Source organism: Aliidiomarina halalkaliphila, from assembly GCF_007096385.1.
Classification (GTDB): Bacteria; Pseudomonadota; Gammaproteobacteria; order Enterobacterales; family Alteromonadaceae; genus Aliidiomarina; species Aliidiomarina halalkaliphila.
Genome location: NZ_VJWL01000006.1, coordinates 1 through 18,589, shown reverse-complemented (window position 1 = coordinate 18,589; position 18,589 = coordinate 1). Strand labels below are relative to the sequence as shown.

General features: G+C 48.2%; 15 protein-coding genes, 1 tRNA gene and 1 pseudogene. All 17 read left to right on the top strand.

The window, feature by feature from the left end; translation table 11 throughout:
* A partial coding sequence (locus FM042_RS11780; RefSeq protein ID WP_456298076.1) for an EF-Tu C-terminal domain-related protein occupies positions 1–141 on the top strand: 141 nt, incomplete at its 5' end.
* A 238-nt stretch (positions 142–379) separates the two neighbouring features.
* On the top strand, positions 380–1,357 hold the full coding sequence (locus tag FM042_RS11775) for a DUF4382 domain-containing protein (RefSeq protein WP_143236645.1): 978 nt from the start codon (positions 380–382) through the stop codon (positions 1,355–1,357).
* A 126-nt stretch (positions 1,358–1,483) separates the two neighbouring features.
* Positions 1,484–2,245: a glycerophosphodiester phosphodiesterase gene (locus FM042_RS11770; protein WP_143236644.1), complete on the top strand. Its 762-nt coding sequence runs from the start codon at positions 1,484–1,486 to the stop codon at positions 2,243–2,245.
* 180 nt (positions 2,246–2,425) lie between these two features.
* Positions 2,426–2,502 (top strand) — tRNA-Trp (locus tag FM042_RS11765).
* Positions 2,503–2,535: 33 nt separating this feature from the next.
* Positions 2,536–2,913, top strand: coding sequence for a preprotein translocase subunit SecE (secE, locus tag FM042_RS11760; protein ID WP_143236643.1), 378 nt, complete (start codon positions 2,536–2,538; stop codon positions 2,911–2,913).
* Positions 2,914–2,924: 11 nt separating this feature from the next.
* On the top strand, positions 2,925–3,470 hold the full coding sequence (gene nusG, locus FM042_RS11755; protein WP_143236642.1) for a transcription termination/antitermination protein NusG: 546 nt from the start codon (positions 2,925–2,927) through the stop codon (positions 3,468–3,470).
* Between the two features lie 116 nt (positions 3,471–3,586).
* Positions 3,587–4,015, top strand: a complete 429-nt coding sequence (rplK, locus tag FM042_RS11750) for a 50S ribosomal protein L11 (RefSeq protein WP_143236641.1) — start codon at positions 3,587–3,589, stop codon at positions 4,013–4,015.
* 6 nt (positions 4,016–4,021) lie between these two features.
* Positions 4,022–4,723 carry a 50S ribosomal protein L1 gene (gene rplA, locus FM042_RS11745; RefSeq protein ID WP_143236640.1) on the top strand — a complete coding sequence of 234 codons (702 nt, stop codon included), beginning with the start codon at positions 4,022–4,024 and terminating at the stop codon, positions 4,721–4,723.
* Between the two features lie 253 nt (positions 4,724–4,976).
* Positions 4,977–5,495, top strand: a complete 519-nt coding sequence (gene rplJ, locus FM042_RS11740; protein WP_143236639.1) for a 50S ribosomal protein L10 — start codon at positions 4,977–4,979, stop codon at positions 5,493–5,495.
* Positions 5,496–5,547: 52 nt separating this feature from the next.
* Positions 5,548–5,922 carry a 50S ribosomal protein L7/L12 gene (gene rplL / locus FM042_RS11735; RefSeq protein ID WP_143236638.1) on the top strand — a complete coding sequence of 125 codons (375 nt, stop codon included), beginning with the start codon at positions 5,548–5,550 and terminating at the stop codon, positions 5,920–5,922.
* A 211-nt stretch (positions 5,923–6,133) separates the two neighbouring features.
* Positions 6,134–10,162 (top strand): DNA-directed RNA polymerase subunit beta, encoded by a 4,029-nt coding sequence (gene rpoB, locus FM042_RS11730; RefSeq protein WP_143236637.1) that lies wholly within the window; start codon positions 6,134–6,136, stop codon positions 10,160–10,162.
* 90 nt (positions 10,163–10,252) lie between these two features.
* The gene (gene rpoC, locus FM042_RS11725) at positions 10,253–14,476 is read left to right on the top strand and encodes a DNA-directed RNA polymerase subunit beta' (RefSeq protein ID WP_143236636.1); all 4,224 of its coding nucleotides are present in this window, start codon (positions 10,253–10,255) and stop codon (positions 14,474–14,476) included.
* Positions 14,477–14,628: 152 nt separating this feature from the next.
* The gene (locus FM042_RS11720) at positions 14,629–15,066 is read left to right on the top strand and encodes a hypothetical protein (protein WP_143236635.1); all 438 of its coding nucleotides are present in this window, start codon (positions 14,629–14,631) and stop codon (positions 15,064–15,066) included.
* A gap of 286 nt (positions 15,067–15,352) precedes the next feature.
* The gene (gene rpsL, locus FM042_RS11715; protein ID WP_126777728.1) at positions 15,353–15,727 is read left to right on the top strand and encodes a 30S ribosomal protein S12; all 375 of its coding nucleotides are present in this window, start codon (positions 15,353–15,355) and stop codon (positions 15,725–15,727) included.
* A gap of 78 nt (positions 15,728–15,805) precedes the next feature.
* Positions 15,806–16,276: a 30S ribosomal protein S7 gene (gene rpsG, locus FM042_RS11710; protein ID WP_143236634.1), complete on the top strand. Its 471-nt coding sequence runs from the start codon at positions 15,806–15,808 to the stop codon at positions 16,274–16,276.
* 36 nt (positions 16,277–16,312) lie between these two features.
* Positions 16,313–18,451 (top strand): elongation factor G, encoded by a 2,139-nt coding sequence (gene fusA, locus FM042_RS11705; RefSeq protein WP_143236633.1) that lies wholly within the window; start codon positions 16,313–16,315, stop codon positions 18,449–18,451.
* 61 nt (positions 18,452–18,512) lie between these two features.
* Positions 18,513–18,589, top strand: a pseudogene (locus tag FM042_RS11700) (elongation factor Tu); the annotation flags it as partial.

The following is an 18,589-nucleotide window of genomic DNA, read 5'->3' as shown; positions in this document are numbered from 1 at the left end:
GAAATGGTCATGCCTGGTGACAACCTGAAGTTCGTTGTAGAGCTGATTGCTCCAATCGCGATGGACGATGGTTTGCGCTTCGCAATCCGTGAAGGTGGCCGTACCGTAGGTGCTGGCGTTGTATCAAAAATCATCGATTAATTGATACATACTTCACAGGTCACTGACCTTTTGAAAAGGGAGCCGATTGGCTCCCTTTTTGTATGGTTAACTGCCATATCTTTAATCTGAACGTTCATTCTGCTCCCCGCTACTCCGCTGCTAACAAGCGTAAAATAACGGGTTAGCACGCATTTGAATTTTCTTTACATTGTCATGGAATAAAAATCCCTGCCAAGACGTTATCCTCAAGTGAAGACGGCAAAAGGAGTAACTTGAGATGAAATTCACATTGAATCGCATTATGCAAGCTGCGGTTATCGCAGCCTTAAGCTCGACAGTTTTAACAGCCTGTAACTCATCATCTGATGAAGGCAATACAGCAGTATTCTCAATGGGTGTAAGTGACGCCCCTGTTGATCAAGCAGCGCGTGTTCTAGTGTGCTTCGAGAGTGTTCAACTTGTTGGTAACGGACAACCACCACAACGCTTTGACGTGGGTGGCGATAATGGCGCAGTTGAAGCCAATGATTTGTGCTTGGACAGCTCAGGCAATCCGATTCCAAATACCAAAGGTGTTGACTTGCTTACCTTGCAAGGCGCCGCGGCGGAAGATCTTGTTGTCGGTGCTGAAGTAGAAGCCGGTACTTATGGGCAATTGCGTTTAGATATTGCTGATGGCAGCGAAATTGAATTAATGGATGGCACCATTCACGATCTCCGCGTGCCTTCTGGTCAGTTACGCTTGGATGGGCCTACTTTAATGGCGAACCAAACCTTCAATTATACCTTGGAGTTTGATTTACGTCGGGCGGTGGTAGCACCTCCGGGTTTGCCGCATTACTTATTGACGCCACGTGGATTACGTTTAGTGGACAACGCTGAAGTGGGTCACATTGAAGGTCAGGTTGCAGAAACCTTATTGATCGACAATGAATGTGCAGTAGCACCAGAAGATCTTGAAACGCCGGTGGCAGCCGTATATCTGTATTCGGGTCATGATGTGGCATTTGAAGACATGGCCGATAACAGTGACGACGACAATGGTCCATACGCCAGTGCGACAGTGTTTTATGACGGTGCGGCTAACTATGAGTTTGCCATTGGGTACATTCAAAGTGGCAACTACACAGTGGCAGTTACCTGTGATACTGACGATGATCCGGAAGAAGAAACCGAGTTGAATTTCTTCCATAGCGAGAATATTCAAATCGAAGCAGGTGTAACGCTCGATATTATCGTTGGTGATAACGGTTAACACCCCCTAGATGTAATACCCTTCAACGGCCAGCCTTTGCTGGTCGTTTTTTTGTCTATGCGCTCTCGCTGAACATTATTGCACTTTGGTTTATACTGAAATCTCGTTTTACCATGAGGAGTGGCTATGCCAGAGTGGATTAGTCATCGTGGGTTCTGTTTGGCTATCGACGGTGCGCGCACGGTACGCACTGAAAATACTCGCGAGGCTTTTGCGGCGGCCCTTGAATGTGGGATTCAGCATTTAGAAACAGATTTGCGGACCAGCAAAGATGGTCATATTGTACTCTGTCACGATCCCGATTTAAGTCGCATCGGCGGTGTAAGCCAACGTGTTGACCAACTGACGCGCGCAGAGCTTACACAGGTTCGACTGCAATTTGGTGAACGGCTGATGTTTTTTGATGAACTCCTCGATTATTTTCATCAGTATCAGTGGATTTTAGATATTAAGCCTGAACAGGCGCAAACCACTTTAGATGCGCTAGCGCGTTGGCGACAAGACGCGGCTGTGGATCAATTTTTACGTACCCAAACCCGCTATTTGTTGTGGGACGCACAACACCAACAGCAACTCACCTCAGCCTTACCGGATGCATTTTGTTTGGCTCGGCAAGGTGCTTGCTATCGTGCGGGCGTCGCCGCGTTGATCGGTCTTCCCGGTATGGGAGCCATTCAACAAGGCCAGTTTTACGCGGTTCCTCCGAAAGTGGCGGGCGTACCCGTTCTATCGAAAACCATCGTGCAACGATTTCATCAACAAGATGCTCGAGTGATCGGGTACCTACCAGAAACTCCGGAGCAGCATCGGCAAGCGTTGCGCTCTGATGTCGATCAGCTGCTGACAAATTATGCACATTTAAAACTGAGCGAAGCAGCAGCCGAGTAGGGGAACCGTTCGATGTTTATGCTGCGCAACCACCGTGTTTTTCGATGACGCTTTACTTGCTTTTGAGCGCTTCATGGGTATAATGACGCGTCCATTCTGAATGCCTCTTAAAAACCTCCCTTTGTTTGCAAAGTTTTCGCACAAGGTTGGTCCGCCTTCAGAATGAAGAAAAGTTTCTTCAGGGGTGTAGTTCCAATTGGTAGAACAGCGGTCTCCAAAACCGACGGTTGGGGGTTCGAATCCCTCCACCCCTGCCAGTTTTTAGCTGAATCAATGCGGGTCCGGCAATAATGAGTGAGAAAACAGAAAACCAGGGAAATTCACTGGATATCGTAAAATGGATTATCGTAGGCCTGTTATTGGCGGGTGCGGTAGTTGGTAACAATATCTATGGTGATATGTCTGTTGTATTGCGTGCAGCGGGTGTGGTGATCGCGGTCGCGATTGCAGCCTTTGTAGCTTCGCAAACAACCAAGGGTCGAATCTTCCTTGGCTTTGCCAAAGAGAGCCGGACAGAAGTGCGTAAAGTGGTTTGGCCATCGCGCAAAGAAGCCTCGCAAACAACATTAATCGTGTTGGTCGCAACCGCTATTGTGGCGCTAATCCTTTGGGGCCTTGATGGCATCTTAGTGCGAGTCGTTGGCTTAGCAACCGGTATCACCGTTTAAGGAGAGCACCTATGACTGAACCAAAGAAGAAGCGCTGGTACGTTGTTCAGGCGTTCTCGGGCTACGAAGGCCGGGTTGCGAAAACCTTAGCTGAATACATTAAAACCCAGGGTATGGAAGACAAGTTCGGTCAGATTCTTGTTCCGACCGAAGAAGTGGTTGAAATGAAAGGCACTCAGCGCCGCAAAAGCGAGCGCAAGTTTTTCCCAGGCTATGTTTTGGTAGAAATGGCGATGGACGAAGATACTTGGCATCTTGTGAAGAGCACGCCGCGGGTATTGGGATTCATTGGTGGTACGGCAGAACGCCCTGCGCCTATTTCACAAAAAGAAGCCGACTTAATCTTAAACCGCCTCACTGAAAACGCCGATCGTCCACGTCCGAAAACGTTGTTCGAGCCGGGCGAAGTTGTGCGCGTTACCGATGGTCCTTTTGCTGATTTCAACGGGACTGTTGAAGAAGTCGACTACGATAAGAGTCGCGTTAAAGTTTCGGTATCTATTTTTGGCCGTTCAACACCGGTTGATTTAGATTTCGGGCAAGTCGAAAAGGCTTGATCACGCTGGCGGATTCCTATACAATCCGCCTCCGTTTTTTCACTTTTGGGAAGCCGTTTGAGTATGTCTCCTCTTGGCATACGAGGCGTTTAACCCAGTAAAACAGAGGTTTACACATGGCTAAGAAAGTTACCGCCATTATCAAGCTGCAAGTAGCAGCTGGTGCGGCAAACCCTTCACCTCCGGTTGGTCCTGCGTTAGGTCAACACGGTGTGAATATCATGGAATTCTGTAAAGCGTTCAACGCGTCAACGGATCAGCTTGAAAAAGGCGCTCCGGTACCTGTTGAAATTACAGTTTTTGAAGATCGTTCTTTTACCTTCATCACCAAAACTCCTCCAGCGTCGTTCTTATTGAAGAAAGCTGCAGGTATTAAGAGTGGTTCAGGCCGTCCTAACACTGAGAAAGTAGGTACTGTTACCCGTGCTCAGTTGGAAGAGATCGCGAAGACTAAAGAACCAGACCTGACTGCTGCCGACCTCGATGCTGCTGTACGCACTATCGCTGGTTCCGCACGTTCAATGGGTCTGAAGGTAGAGGGGTAAGGCACCATGGCACGTTTAACTAAGCGCATGCGCGCAATTCGCGAAGCAGTTGATAACTCGCGTGACTACGAAATTAATGAAGCAATTGCTTTGCTGAAAAAGCTAGCAACTGCAAAGTTCACTGAAAGCGTTGACGTTTCTGTGAACCTTGGAATCGACGCTCGTAAATCTGACCAAAACGTTCGTGGTGCAACTGTACTACCAAACGGCACGGGTCGTGATGTACGTGTAGCTGTATTTACATCAGGTGCAAACGCTGAGAAAGCTAAAGAAGCGGGTGCAGACCTAGTAGGTATGGAAGATCTTGCTGAGCAAGTGAAGAAAGGCCAGATGGACTTTGATGTTGTGATCGCATCTCCAGACGCTATGCGTGTTGTGGGTATGTTGGGTCAAATCTTAGGTCCACGTGGTTTGATGCCAAACCCGAAAACCGGAACGGTAACTCCAGACGTTGCAACTGCGGTTAAAAATGCAAAAGCAGGTCAGGTTCGCTATCGTAACGATAAGAACGGTATCATTCACTGCACTATCGGCCGCGTTGATTTTGACGACGTGAAGCTGAAAGAAAACTTAGAAGCTTTGTTGGTTGCGCTGAAGAAAGCCAAGCCAGCAACTTCAAAAGGCGCGTACATTGGACGCGTCAGCCTGTCGACCACTATGGGCGCAGGCGTACGGATCGACCAAGGTAGCTTGGAAGTTCGTAGCTAAAATCTGTAAAAGTTTTAGGGTTGGAGTCGCCTCTCAATTTTTGATGTGGCTCCCATCCAAGACCGCAGGCGTTAATGTCGAGAGGCACTAACTTAATCAATGACAGCCTGCGCAGATGGTGATATCCAGCTCAGACTCTCTGGGTAGAGATTCACCGTGACAAAGCGGTGAGGGATGCGAAAGCAGTAACTCACCACATTGTAACGTTTGAGTAGAAGGCGTATGCCGGACACTCCAAAAAGAGGTGATACTAGTGGCACTAGGTTTAGTAGCAAAAAAAGCAATCGTTAAGGAAATTAACGATGTTGCTCAACAGGCTCTATCCGTCGCTGTTGCTGAGTATCGTGGAATGGAAGTTGCAGAGCTGACTAAACTCCGTCGTCAGGCTCGTGAGCAAGGCGTGTATCTGAAAGTTATTCGGAACACTCTCGCGAAACGCGCTCTGGAAGGGACGAAGTTTGCAGACATTGAACCTGCACTGAAAGGTCCATTGGTTTATGGGTTTTCTATTGATGCACCAGGTGCCGCTGCGCGCCTGCTCAAAGATGCCCAGAAAGAATCAAAGCACCTGAAAGTGACGGCATTGTCTATCGGTTCTGGATTGCTCGGTCCAGAAAAACTGGAAGCCGTTGCATCACTTCCGACACGCGACGAAGCGTTGGCCAAATTGCTTGCCACCTTCAAAGCGCCAGTATCGAAGTTCGTTCGTACGATCAACGAAGTACCTACGAAATTTGTACGCGTTTTGTCGGCAATCAAAGACGCCAAATAAGCGATTTAATCAATTTACTTTTATTTACTTATAAACCCGGGAGTTTAGAGAAATGGCTCTGACTAAAGAAGATATCTTAAACGCGATCGCTGAAATGCCAGTTATGGAATTGGTAGAGTTGATCGAAGCTGCTGAAGAGAAATTCGGTGTTGACGCATCTGCTGCTGTTGCAGTAGCTGCTGGTCCTGCTGCTGCCGCTGACGCTGCAGAAGAGAAAACTGAATTCGACGTAATCTTGAAAGCTGCTGGCGCAAACAAAGTTGGCGCAATCAAAGCTGTTCGCGCAGCAACAGGTCTTGGCCTGAAAGAAGCGAAAGCAATGGTTGAATCAGCTCCAGTTGCAGTGAAAGAAGGCATCTCGAAAGACGACGCTGAAGCACTGAAGAAAGATCTTGAAGAAGCTGGTGCAGAAGTTGAGATCAAGTAAGACACTTGATTCGCAACGAGGCCTTTAACGGCTTTGGCCTGGTGACTTAAAAGTCACCAGGCTTTTTGCGCTAAAAAGGATATGTCTTAGTTTCCTGTATTGTGGACATATCGACATCGAAAATACAGGCGAACGGATTGTGACGAAATCTGTTGGCAGCTACCTTCCACATCGGTAGCTCGGGTCAGAAATCAGCTAGCTGAGGAACCCCATGGCGTACTCCTACTCTGAAAAAAAACGTATCCGTAAGGACTTTGGAAAGCGCCCACAGGTGCTTGAAGTTCCTTACCTGCTCTCAATTCAGCTCGACTCATTTAAGAAGTTCATTGACGCCGATCCAGAAGGCGAATACGGACTTGAAGCGGCATTCCGCTCCGTTTTCCCAATAGCGAGCTACTCTGGTAATGCTGAATTGCAGTATGTCAGTTACCGTTTAGGTGAACCTGTATTTGATGTGAACGAGTGTCAAATCCGCGGTGTCACATACTCTGCTCCTTTGCGCGTAACCCTGCGTCTCGTCATGTACGATAAAGACGCGCCAGCGGGTACGATTAAGCAAATCAAAGAGCAGGAAGTTTACATGGGCGAAATTCCGCTCATGACTGAAAATGGTACCTTTGTAATTAATGGTACCGAGCGAGTTATCGTCTCTCAGCTGCATCGTTCACCTGGTGTGTTCTACGATCACGATCGTGGTAAAACACATTCTTCAGGTAAAGTTTTATATAACGCACGCGTCATTCCTTACCGCGGATCATGGTTGGATTTCGAGTTTGACCCGAAAGACAACGTATTCGTGCGTATTGACCGTCGCCGCAAACTGCCTGCGACGATCATCTTGCGTGCGCTTGAATATACCGACGAACAGATCCTCGACATGTTCTTTGAAAAGAACCAGTTCGAGATTCGTCGCGATAAAGTATTTATGAAGTTGATTGCCGAGCGTTTGCGCGGTGAAACAGCTTTGTTTGAGATCAAAGGCCCTGATGGCGAAGTGATTGTTGAGAAAGGTCGTCGCGTTACTGCACGCCATATCAAACAATTGTCTGATCTCGAAGTGAAAGAGATGGAAGTGCCGGTCGACTATTTAGTTGGCAAAGTACTGACAAAAGATTACGTCGCGAAGAAGACCGGTGAAGTTGTTGCTAAAGCAAACGACATTATCACCTTAGAATTGTTGGCGAAGTTACGCGAAGCAGGCTTCAAGAAATTTGAAACCTTGTTCGTGAACGATCTTGATCACGGTCCTTATGTGAGCGAAACCTTGCGCATTGATCCAAGCAGCAACCGCTTGGAAGCCTTGGTTGAAATCTATCGCATGATGCGTCCTGGTGAGCCACCAACGAAAGAAGCGGCGGAAACCTTATTTGAGAACTTATTCTTCTCAGAAGATCGCTACGACTTATCGACTGTTGGTCGCATGAAGTTCAATCGCCGCTTAGGTCGCGATGAGCTGACTGGCTCTGGCACCTTGAGCCGTGAAGATATCGTTGAAGTGATGCGCAAACTGATCGAGATCCGAAATGGTCTTGATGTCGTGGACGATATCGATCACTTGGGTAACCGTCGTATTCGCTCTGTGGGCGAAATGGCTGAAAACCAATTCCGTGTTGGATTAGTGCGAGTTGAACGAGCGGTGAAGGAACGTCTGAGTTTAGGCGACCTCGATGCCATCATGCCGCAAGATCTGATCAACGCGAAGCCAATTTCTGCGGCCGTAAAAGAGTTTTTTGGCTCCAGCCAATTGTCTCAGTTTATGGATCAAAACAACCCGTTGTCAGAAGTCACGCATAAACGTCGTATTTCTGCCTTGGGTCCAGGCGGTCTAACGCGCGAGCGTGCAGGCTTCGAAGTTCGTGACGTACATCCGACGCACTATGGTCGTTTGTGTCCAATCGAAACGCCGGAAGGTCCAAACATCGGTTTGATCAACTCATTGGCCACGTTCTCACGCACCAATGAATATGGATTCTTAGAAACACCATATCGTAAAGTTGCCAAGGGCGTAGTCACCGACGATGTTGAATACTTGTCTGCTATCGAAGAAGGCAAATATGTGATCGCTCAGGCGAACATTTTGCTCGACGATAAAGGCAACATTGAAGAAGATTTAGTGCCATGCCGTCATAACGGCGAGTTCACCCTGACCTCGAAAGAGCAGGTTGAATATATGGACGTAGCACCACAGCAGATCGTATCGATTGCGGCAAGCTTGATTCCATTCCTTGAGCACGATGATGCGAACCGTGCACTTATGGGGTCAAACATGCAACGTCAGGCGGTACCAACACTGCGTGCTGATAAGCCGTTAGTAGGTACCGGTATTGAGCGCACTGTTGCGGTCGACTCTGGTGTAACTGTGGTTGCTAAGCGTGGTGGTGTTGTTGATTACGTAGACGCGGCACGTATCGTTGTGAAGGTAAATGAAGAAGAGATGATCCCAGGTGAAGCGGGCATTGATATCTACAACCTCACAAAATACACGCGTTCGAACCAGAATACCTGTATTAACCAGAAGCCTTGTGTGAAAGATGGCGAACCAGTGATGCGTGGCGATGTGCTCGCAGACGGTCCATCAACAGACTTAGGCGAGTTGGCACTGGGCCAAAACATGCGCGTCGCGTTCATGCCTTGGAACGGTTACAACTTCGAGGATTCAATCCTTGTTTCTGAGCGTGTGGTTCAAGAAGATCGGTTAACGACCATTCACATTCAAGAGCTGAATTGTGTGGCGCGTGATACCAAACTTGGGCCAGAAGAAATTACCTCAGATATTCCAAACGTGGGTGAGTCAGCGCTCAGTAAGCTTGACGAATCAGGCGTTGTATATATCGGTGCTGAAGTAAACGGCGGCGACATCTTGGTGGGTAAAGTAACCCCTAAAGGTGAAACCCAGTTGACCCCAGAAGAGAAGCTTCTGCGTGCCATCTTCGGTGAGAAAGCATCGGATGTGAAAGACAGTTCACTGCGCGTACCTAACGGTGTAAGCGGAACCGTCATTGACGTTCAGGTGTTTACTCGCGATGGCGTCGAAAAAGATAAGCGTGCCCTCGACATCGAATCCATGCAGTTAGCGCAGGTGAAGAAAGATCTCACCGACGAATTCAAGATCCTTGAAGAAGGCTTATATGCGCGGGTTCGCAGTTTGCTCCTGAACAATGGTTTTGATGAGTCGAAACTGGCGTCTATGGATCGCACGAACTGGCTGACGCAAAGCTTGAAAAACGAAGCGGCACAGCAGGATCTCGAGCACCTTGCGCAACAGCACGAAGAAATTCGTAATGATTACGATAAGCGCTTTGACGAGAAACGTCGCAAGATCACCCAAGGTGATGATTTGCAGCCAGGCGTATTAAAGATCGTCAAAGTGTATTTAGCGGTGAAGCGTCGCATCCAGCCGGGTGACAAGATGGCCGGTCGTCATGGTAACAAAGGTGTAATTTCTACCATTGTTCCTGTGGAAGATATGCCATACGACGAGAATGGTGAGCCGGTTGATATCGTGTTGAACCCTCTAGGTGTTCCATCACGGATGAACGTGGGTCAGATTCTTGAAACGCACCTTGGTGCAGCAGCCCGTGGAATCGGTCGTCGTATCGAAGCCATGCTTGCAGAACAGCGCAAAGTTGCTGAAGTTCGTGACTTCCTACAGAAGGTTTACGATATCGGTAAAGGCCGTCAGGATGTTGATATCAAGTCGTTTAGCGATGACGAAGTATTGCGTTTGGCGGAAAACCTGAAGAAGGGTTTACCGGTCGCGTCGCCAGTATTCGATGGTGCGGTGGAAACCGAAATCAAAGAATTGTTGGATATCGCAGGCTTACCAACCTCAGGCCAGGTGGCCTTGTATGACGGTCGTACCGGTGATTCGTTTGAGCGTCCAGTAACTGTTGGTTACATGTACATGCTGAAACTGAATCACTTGGTTGACGACAAGATGCATGCGCGTTCAACGGGTTCTTATAGCTTGGTCACGCAGCAGCCGCTCGGTGGTAAAGCACAGTTCGGTGGTCAGCGCTTCGGTGAGATGGAAGTGTGGGCCCTTGAAGCTTACGGTGCCGCGTATACGCTGCAGGAAATGCTTACAGTGAAATCTGATGACGTGAATGGCCGGACGAAGATGTATAAGAACATCGTCGACGGTAACCACGAGATGGATCCGGGCATGCCTGAATCGTTCAACGTGTTGCTGAAAGAAATCCGCTCTCTCGGTATTAATATCGAGCTAGAAGACGAGTAAGCAGCCCGTATCGCATATGCGACAGGTATAGAGTAAGCGCCGCCGGAGGTATTTTCCTCCGGCTAGGTTAACTCCGACAGGAGATGAAACGTGAAAGATTTATTGAAGTTTCTGAAGCCAATGAAAGACAGCGAAGAGTTCGATCGTATTCGAATCTCTTTGGCCTCACCTGATCAGATTCGTAGTTGGTCGTTTGGGGAAGTAAAAAAGCCGGAAACCATCAACTACCGGACTTTTAAGCCCGAGCGGGACGGTTTGTTCTGTGCGCGGATTTTTGGTCCAGTAAAAGACTATGAGTGTTTGTGTGGTAAGTACAAGCGCTTGAAGCACCGTGGTGTGATCTGTGAAAAATGTGGCGTTGAAGTAACCCTCACTAAAGTGCGTCGTGAGCGCATGGGGCATATCGAGCTGGCTAGCCCAGTAGCGCACATTTGGTTCCTGAAATCACTACCGTCTCGTATCGGCTTAATGCTTGATATGACACTGCGCGATATCGAACGTATTCTTTATTTCGAATCTTATGTGGTGATCGATGCAGGTATGACGTCACTGGAAGTGGGTTCACTTCTGGGTGAAGAAGAGTACCTGGATTCGCTCGAAGAATTCGGTGATGAGTTTGAAGCAAAAATGGGTGCCGAAGCGGTATTGCACCTGTTGCGTAACGTGGATCTGGAAGGCCAGATCAAGTTGTTGCGTGAAGAGCTGCCAGAAACAAACTCGGAAACCAAGCGTAAGAAAATCACTAAGCGTTTGAAACTGCTTGAATCATTCTATCAGTCAGGTAACAAGCCTGAGTGGATGATTCTGCAAGTGCTGCCTGTTTTACCACCGGATTTGCGTCCGTTGGTACCACTTGATGGCGGCCGTTTTGCAACCTCAGATCTGAACGACTTATATCGTCGCGTGATTAACCGGAACAACCGTTTGAAGCGTCTTCTTGACCTCGCGGCCCCGGATATTATCGTGCGCAACGAAAAGCGGATGTTGCAAGAAGCGGTTGACGCATTATTAGATAATGGTCGTCGTGGTCGCGCAATCACTGGTTCTAACAAACGTCCTCTGAAATCTTTGGCTGATATGATCAAAGGTAAGCAGGGTCGTTTCCGTCAGAACTTGTTGGGTAAGCGTGTTGACTACTCAGGCCGTTCAGTAATTACTGTTGGTCCAAAACTACGCCTGCATCAGTGTGGTTTGCCGAAGAAAATGGCGCTTGAGCTGTTCAAGCCGTTTATTTATGGCAAGCTCGAAGGCCGTGGTTTAGCAACCACCATTAAAGCTGCGAAGAAAATGGTAGAGCGGGAAACCGCAGAAGTTTGGGATATCTTGGATGAAGTCATCCGCGAACACCCAGTGCTGTTGAACCGTGCACCAACACTTCACCGCTTGGGTATTCAAGCGTTTGAACCAGTATTGATCGAAGGTAAAGCGATTCAGTTGCACCCATTGGTGTGTGCGGCCTATAACGCCGACTTCGATGGTGACCAAATGGCCGTTCACGTTCCATTAACGCTTGAAGCGCAAATGGAAGCACGTGCCTTGATGATGTCGACCAACAACGTCCTCTCGCCAGCATCGGGTGAGCCGATCATCGTTCCTTCACAAGACGTTGTCTTGGGTGTGTATTACATGACCCGTGAGCGTGTGAATGGTAAAGGCGAAGGGATGTCGTTCAAGAACCCGAAAGAAGCAGAGAAAGCCTACCGTACTGGTGCGGCGGAACTGCACGCACGGGTGAAGGTTCGCATTAAAGAAGTATTATTTACTGAAGAAGGTGAGCGCACAGAAGAAGTGAAGATCGTAGACACGACCGTAGGTCGCGCTATTTTCTCATTAATTCTTCCTGATGGCCTGCCATTCGACGCTATCAACCAAAACATGGGTAAGAAGCAGATTTCACGTTTGTTGAACCGTGCTTACCGTGATTGTGGTTTGAAGCGTACTGTTATTTTTGCTGACCAATTGATGTATACCGGTTTCCATTTTGCGATGGTGTCGGGAACGTCAGTAGGTATCAACGACATGGAAATTCCAGCTGCGAAAGCATCCATCATTGAAGATGCGGATAAGCAAGTTGCGGAAATCCAAGATCAGTTTGAGCAAGGTCTTGTAACGGCCGGTGAAAAATACAACAAAGTCATCGATATTTGGTCTACGGCCAACGAGAAAGTATCGAAGGCGATGATGGATAACCTCTCGAAAGAGACGGTCACCAACGCGAAAGGCGAGCAAGAAGAACAGCAAGCATTTAACTCGGTTTACATGATGGCCGATTCTGGCGCTCGGGGTTCACCCGCCCAGATCCGTCAGTTGGCCGGTATGCGTGGTTTGATGGCAAAGCCAGATGGCTCGATCATCGAAACGCCAATCACCGCTAACTTCCGTGAAGGTTTGAACGTACTTCAGTACTTCATCTCGACGCACGGTGCGCGTAAAGGTCTTGCGGATACCGCATTGAAAACTGCGAACTCAGGTTACTTGACTCGTCGTTTGGTCGACGTGGCACAAGATCTGGTGATCACAGAGTCTGATTGTGGAACTCACGCAGGCTTGGTGATGAAGCCGTTGATTGAAGGTGGCGACGTGGTAGAGCCGCTTCGTGAGCGGGTATTGGGACGTGTAGTTTGTGAAGACGTTCTTAAGCCTGGAACCAACGAAGTATTGTTACCGCGCAACACCTTACTCGACGAGAAGATGTGCGACATCATTGAAGAGCATTCAATTGATGAGATTACCGTACGCTCTGTTATTACCTGTGAAAGCATTCACGGTGTGTGTTCACACTGTTATGGACGCGACTTGGCCCGTGGCCACATGGTGAATGACGGTGAAGCCATCGGTGTTATCGCGGCACAGTCAATCGGTGAGCCAGGTACACAGTTAACCATGCGTACGTTCCACATCGGTGGTGCGGCATCACGTGCCTCTGCGGAAAGCAACGTTCAGGTGAAGAACCCAGGTCGTATTAAGCTACACAGCGCGAAATCTGTTGAGAATAGCGATACGCATTTGGTGATCACCTCACGTTCAGCAGAGTTGACGTTGATTGACCAACACGGTGCAGAGCGCGAGCGTTATAAAATACCTTACGGTGCGGTGCTGAAGAAGCGTGATGGCGACGAAGTGAAGGCCGGTGAAGTGGTCGTAAACTGGGATCCGCACACGCATCCAATCATCACTGAGGTGGCAGGTAACATCAAGTTCGTTGATATGATCGACGGCGTGACTATTACCACCCAAACCGACGAGCTGACTGGCTTGAGCAGTACCGTTATCCTAGAAACAGGGCAACGGACCAGCGCTGGTAAAGATATGCGTCCGATGGTGAAACTCGTTGATGCCAAAGGCAAAGACGTGATGATCGCCGGTACCGACATGCCTGCGCAGTACTTCCTGCCAGGTGGTGCGATTGTTAGCTTGAGCGATGGTGCAGCGGTAAATATCGGTGACACCTTGGCACGTATTCCACAAGAAGGTTCGAAGACTCGGGATATTACCGGTGGTCTTCCGCGCGTGGCCGACTTGTTTGAAGCACGTAAGCCAAAAGAGCCAGCGATTCTTGCTGAGATCACAGGTACTGTGTCGTTCGGTAAAGAAACCAAAGGCAAGCGTCGCCTGATGATCACGCCATTAGATGGTGGCGATCATTATGAAGAGATGATTCCGAAGTGGCGTCAGTTGAACGTGTTCGAAGGTGAGCAGGTTACCAAAGGTGAAGTTATCGCTGATGGCCCAGAAGCACCTCAAGATATTCTGCGTTTGCGTGGTGTATCTGCTGTAGCCAACTACATTGTGAACGAAGTTCAGGAAGTTTACCGCCTCCAAGGTGTTAAGATTAACGATAAGCACATCGAAGTTATTGTTCGTCAGATGTTGCGTAAAGTTCTTATCAGCAATGGTGGTGATTCTGAATTGCTCGAAGGTGAGCAGGCGGAGTTCTCGAAAGTGGTTGAAGCCAACCGTGATCTGGAAGCGGCGGGCAAAATGCCAGTGCGCTTCGAGCGTCAGTTGCTGGGTATTACCAAAGCGTCCTTGTCGACCGAGTCGTTTATTTCTGCGGCGTCGTTCCAAGAAACAACGCGGGTACTTACCGAAGCAGCGGTGCAGGGCAAAGAAGATCCATTACGTGGCTTGAAAGAGAACGTGATCGTGGGTCGTCTGATTCCTGCCGGTACTGGTTTTGCGTATCACCAAGAACGTCAACGTCGCCGTCGTGCGGCCATGGCAACTACGGTGACTGCAGCTGAAGCTGAACAACAGCTGAGCCAAGCATTGAACGAAGGTTCTGATAAAGAAGATACGTCAGATTCTGAGTAACAGTGCGCCAAGCAATACTTTAAAAAGGCCCTTCGGGGCCTTTTTTGCTTTTCATGAATGAAGCAACTATAGTTTTGCTTGCAGTAGCAAACCATTAATATATTAGAAAAAAGGAAAAAGGAAAAAGGAAAAAGGAAAAAGGAAAAAGGACTATGAAACTTTCACTACGGAGCATTCTTTTAATCAGCATACTTTGTTCTTCGCTTGTTGGCGTTTTCTCGGCAACACATGCAAGCCCTCCTCAGATTACACCAGCAAACCTAAGCTGCACCAAAAACTGCGCTGAAATTATTAACCTCGGTTCAAAATATCTGGTTGTGGCGATGGATAATCAGGGCAACATATTTTTTGTCCAGCCATTAGATATTTCTCCAGAGGCAATGTACCAGGGCGAGTCGGAAGTGAGGAATTCCGGCTATTACCAAACTGCAAGCTCCGGCGATTCCGTAACCTCAACTGAACATCGATATGTGACAGCAACGGAAATCATAGTGGTCACTACCTACTTACACTTTAATGCCGAAGGCGAGTTGATAGATGTACAAGTCAATGAGGTGCGCTTCCCTCGCAGTGACCTCCAAGAACCGTGAAACCTTTAAGGTAAACCGCAGTTTCAGCGCTTGAAAAGTCAGCCCGCGATCATGGAGCGGGCTGTCAATATAAACACACCACAGCTTACCCCATTTCACCATAAGACTGGCATTGCTTGACAGCTCAAGTAATGACCTATAAAATTCGGCCTCCCCATTTCCGGGGATTCAACCGTTTTTATGGTGCCAATATAGCGACTGATACCATAGAAATCGGCAAAGTGCTTGGGTGATGAGAGTCACGCGGGCGCTTTGGCTTGTTGTAAATGAATAATTTGGAGAAACCATGGCAACAGTGAACCAATTAGTGCGCAAAGGACGCAAGAAGCCGGTTGAAAAAAGCAACGTTCCGGCTCTGCAAGCTTGCCCACAGAAGCGTGGTGTATGTACTCGCGTATATACGACTACCCCTAAAAAACCTAACTCAGCATTGCGTAAAGTATGTCGTGTGCGTTTAACCAACGGCTATGAAGTGACTTCATACATCGGTGGTGAAGGCCATAACTTACAAGAGCACAGTGTTATTTTGATTCGTGGCGGTCGTGTTAAAGACTTGCCAGGTGTGCGTTATCACACAGTACGCGGTGCACTTGACTGTGCAGGCGTAAAAGATCGTAAGCAAGGCCGTTCTAAATACGGCGTGAAGCGGCCTAAATCTTAACGGTTCTCCGTTCGAGTAAGGCCAAACTAATTAAATTTGTAAGTTTTGGGTTATCCCTGAAGATATCGGAGAATTCTAATGCCTAGAAGACGCGTCGTCGGCCAACGTAAAATCCTGCCGGACCCTAAGTTCGGATCAGAGTTGTTGGCAAAATTCATCAACGTTGTCATGGTTGATGGTAAAAAATCAGTCGCTGAAAATATCGTATACGGTGCTTTAGACATCGTTGCGGAAAAAGCTGGAAAAGATCACCTCGAAGTATTCGAAGGTGCCCTTGATAATATCCGTCCTGCGGTTGAGGTTAAGTCTCGCCGTGTAGGTGGTTCTACTTATCAAGTACCAGTTGAAGTTCGTCCTGTTCGTCGTAACACCCTAGCAATGCGCTGGATGGTGGACGCTGCACGCGGCCGTGGTGAGAAGTCTATGGCTCAACGTCTGGCTGGTGAAATGCTAGATGCTTCTCAGAACAAAGGTTCTGCAGTGAAGAAGCGTGAGGACGTACACCGCATGGCTGAAGCGAACAAAGCATTCGCTCACTATCGCTGGTAATTTCACGCTCAAAACTCTAATTAAGAGGAAGCAATTGTGGCAAGACAAACTTCAATCGAGCGCTATCGTAATATCGGTATCGTCGCTCACGTAGATGCGGGTAAAACCACAACTACCGAACGTGTACTTTTTTATACTGGCTTATCGCACAAGCTAGGTGAAGTACATGACGGTGCTGCAACTACGGACTGGATGGAGCAAGAGCAAGAGCGTGGTATCACTATCACCTCTGCTGCGGTTACTAGCTTCTGGGCTGGTATGGATCAACAGTTTCCACAGCACCGCATTAACATCATCGATACTCCTGGACACGTAGACTTCACTGTTGAAGTAGAGCGTTCACTGCGGGTACTTGATGGCGCGGTAGTTGTACTGTGTGCCTCTTCAGGCGTACAGCCGCAAACTGAAACTGTATGGCGTCAAGCAAACAAATACGAAGTACCACGCATGGTATTCGTAAACAAAATGGACCGTATGGGTGCTGACTTCATGAACGTTGTGAAGCAAATGAAAACCCGTTTAGCGGCCAATGCTGTGCCTGTTCAGATTCCAATCGGCGCAGAAGAAGATTTTAAAGGGGTTGTTGACCTCGTTAAGATGAAAGCCATTAACTGGAATGAAGCAGACCAGGGTATGACCTTCACTTACGAAGCAATTCCAGAAGATTTGTTAGATGAAGCCGAAGAACTACACAACGAGTTGGTGGAAGCAGCTGCTGAAGCAAACGACGAGTTGATGAACAAGTACTTGGAAGGTGGTGAACTGACTGAAGCCGAAATTAAAGCAGGCTTGCGTCAGCGCACACTGAACAATGAGATCGTACTGGTTCACTGTGGTTCAGCTTTTAAAAACAAAGGTGTTCAAGCAGTACTTGACGGTGTTATCGAATACTTACCTTCACCAACTGAAGTTAAAGATATTCGCGGCATTTTGGAAAACGGCGACGAAACGACTTGTGGTTCAACCGACGAAGAACCATTCGCTGCGCTGGCATTCAAAATCGCAACTGACCCGTTCGTAGGTACTCTGACGTTCTTCCGTGTATACTCAGGCGTAGTTAACGCTGGTGATTCTGTATACAACGCTGTGAAGCAGAAGAAAGAGCGTTTCGGCCGTATCGTGCAGATGCACGCAAACGACCGTCAAGAGCTTAAAGAAGTACGTGCAGGTGACATCGCTGCGGCCATCGGCCTCAAAGATGTAACCACGGGTGACACTTTGTGTTCACACGATCGCATCGTTGTTCTTGAGCGCATGGAATTCCCAGAGCCGGTAATCTCTGTTGCGGTTGAGCCGAAAACGAAGGCTGACCAAGAGAAGATGGGTATCGCGCTAGGTAAACTAGCTGCAGAAGATCCATCGTTCCGCGTGAAAACTGACGAAGAATCAGGTCAAACGATCATTTCTGGTATGGGTGAGCTTCACCTAGACATCATCGTAGACCGGATGAAGCGTGAGTTTAAAGTTGAGTGTAACGTAGGTAAACCACAGGTTGCTTACCGTGAAACTATCCGTCAGAAAGTGGAAGTTGAAGGTAAGTTTGTTCGTCAGTCGGGTGGTCGTGGTCAGTATGGTCACGTTTGGTTACGTATGGAGCCTTTGTCGCTTGATACAACCCCAGCGAAGAAAGACGAAGAAGAAAAACCAACTTACGAGTTCGTGAATGCGATCGTCGGTGGTGTGGTACCGAAAGAATACATCCCAGCAGTCGACAAAGGCTGTCAAGAGCAGATGCAAAACGGTGTTCTTGCAGGCTTCCCAGTATTGGGCGTTAAGGTCACTCTGTATGATGGATCTTTCCACGACGTTGACTCAAACGAGATGGCGTTTAAAATCGCAGGTAGCATGGGCTTCAAGAAAGGTGCACTACAAGCGAAACCAGCTCTACTTGAGCCAATTATGCAAGTAGAAGTCGTTACTCCTGAAGATTTCATGGGTGACGTAGTGGGTGACTTGAACCGTCGTCGCGGTATGATCGAAGGTATGGATGATGCTCCAGGTGGTCTGAAGCAAGTTCGCGCCCAGGTGCCACTAGCTGAAATGTTCGGCTATGCAACTGACCTGCGTTCACAAACTCAGGGTCGCGCATCATACGCAATGGAATTCTTGAAGTACCAAGAAGCTCCGAACAACGTTGCAGAAGCGGTAATCGCTGCGCGCAACACTAAAGATTAATAGTTGAGTTCTAGTCCCGGCTCAGAAGGGTCGGGCTTCTAACTTTATTAAGGAAATAGCAATGGCTAAAGCTAAGTTTGAACGTAATAAGCCGCACGTAAACGTAGGTACTATCGGTCACGTTGACCACGGTAAAAC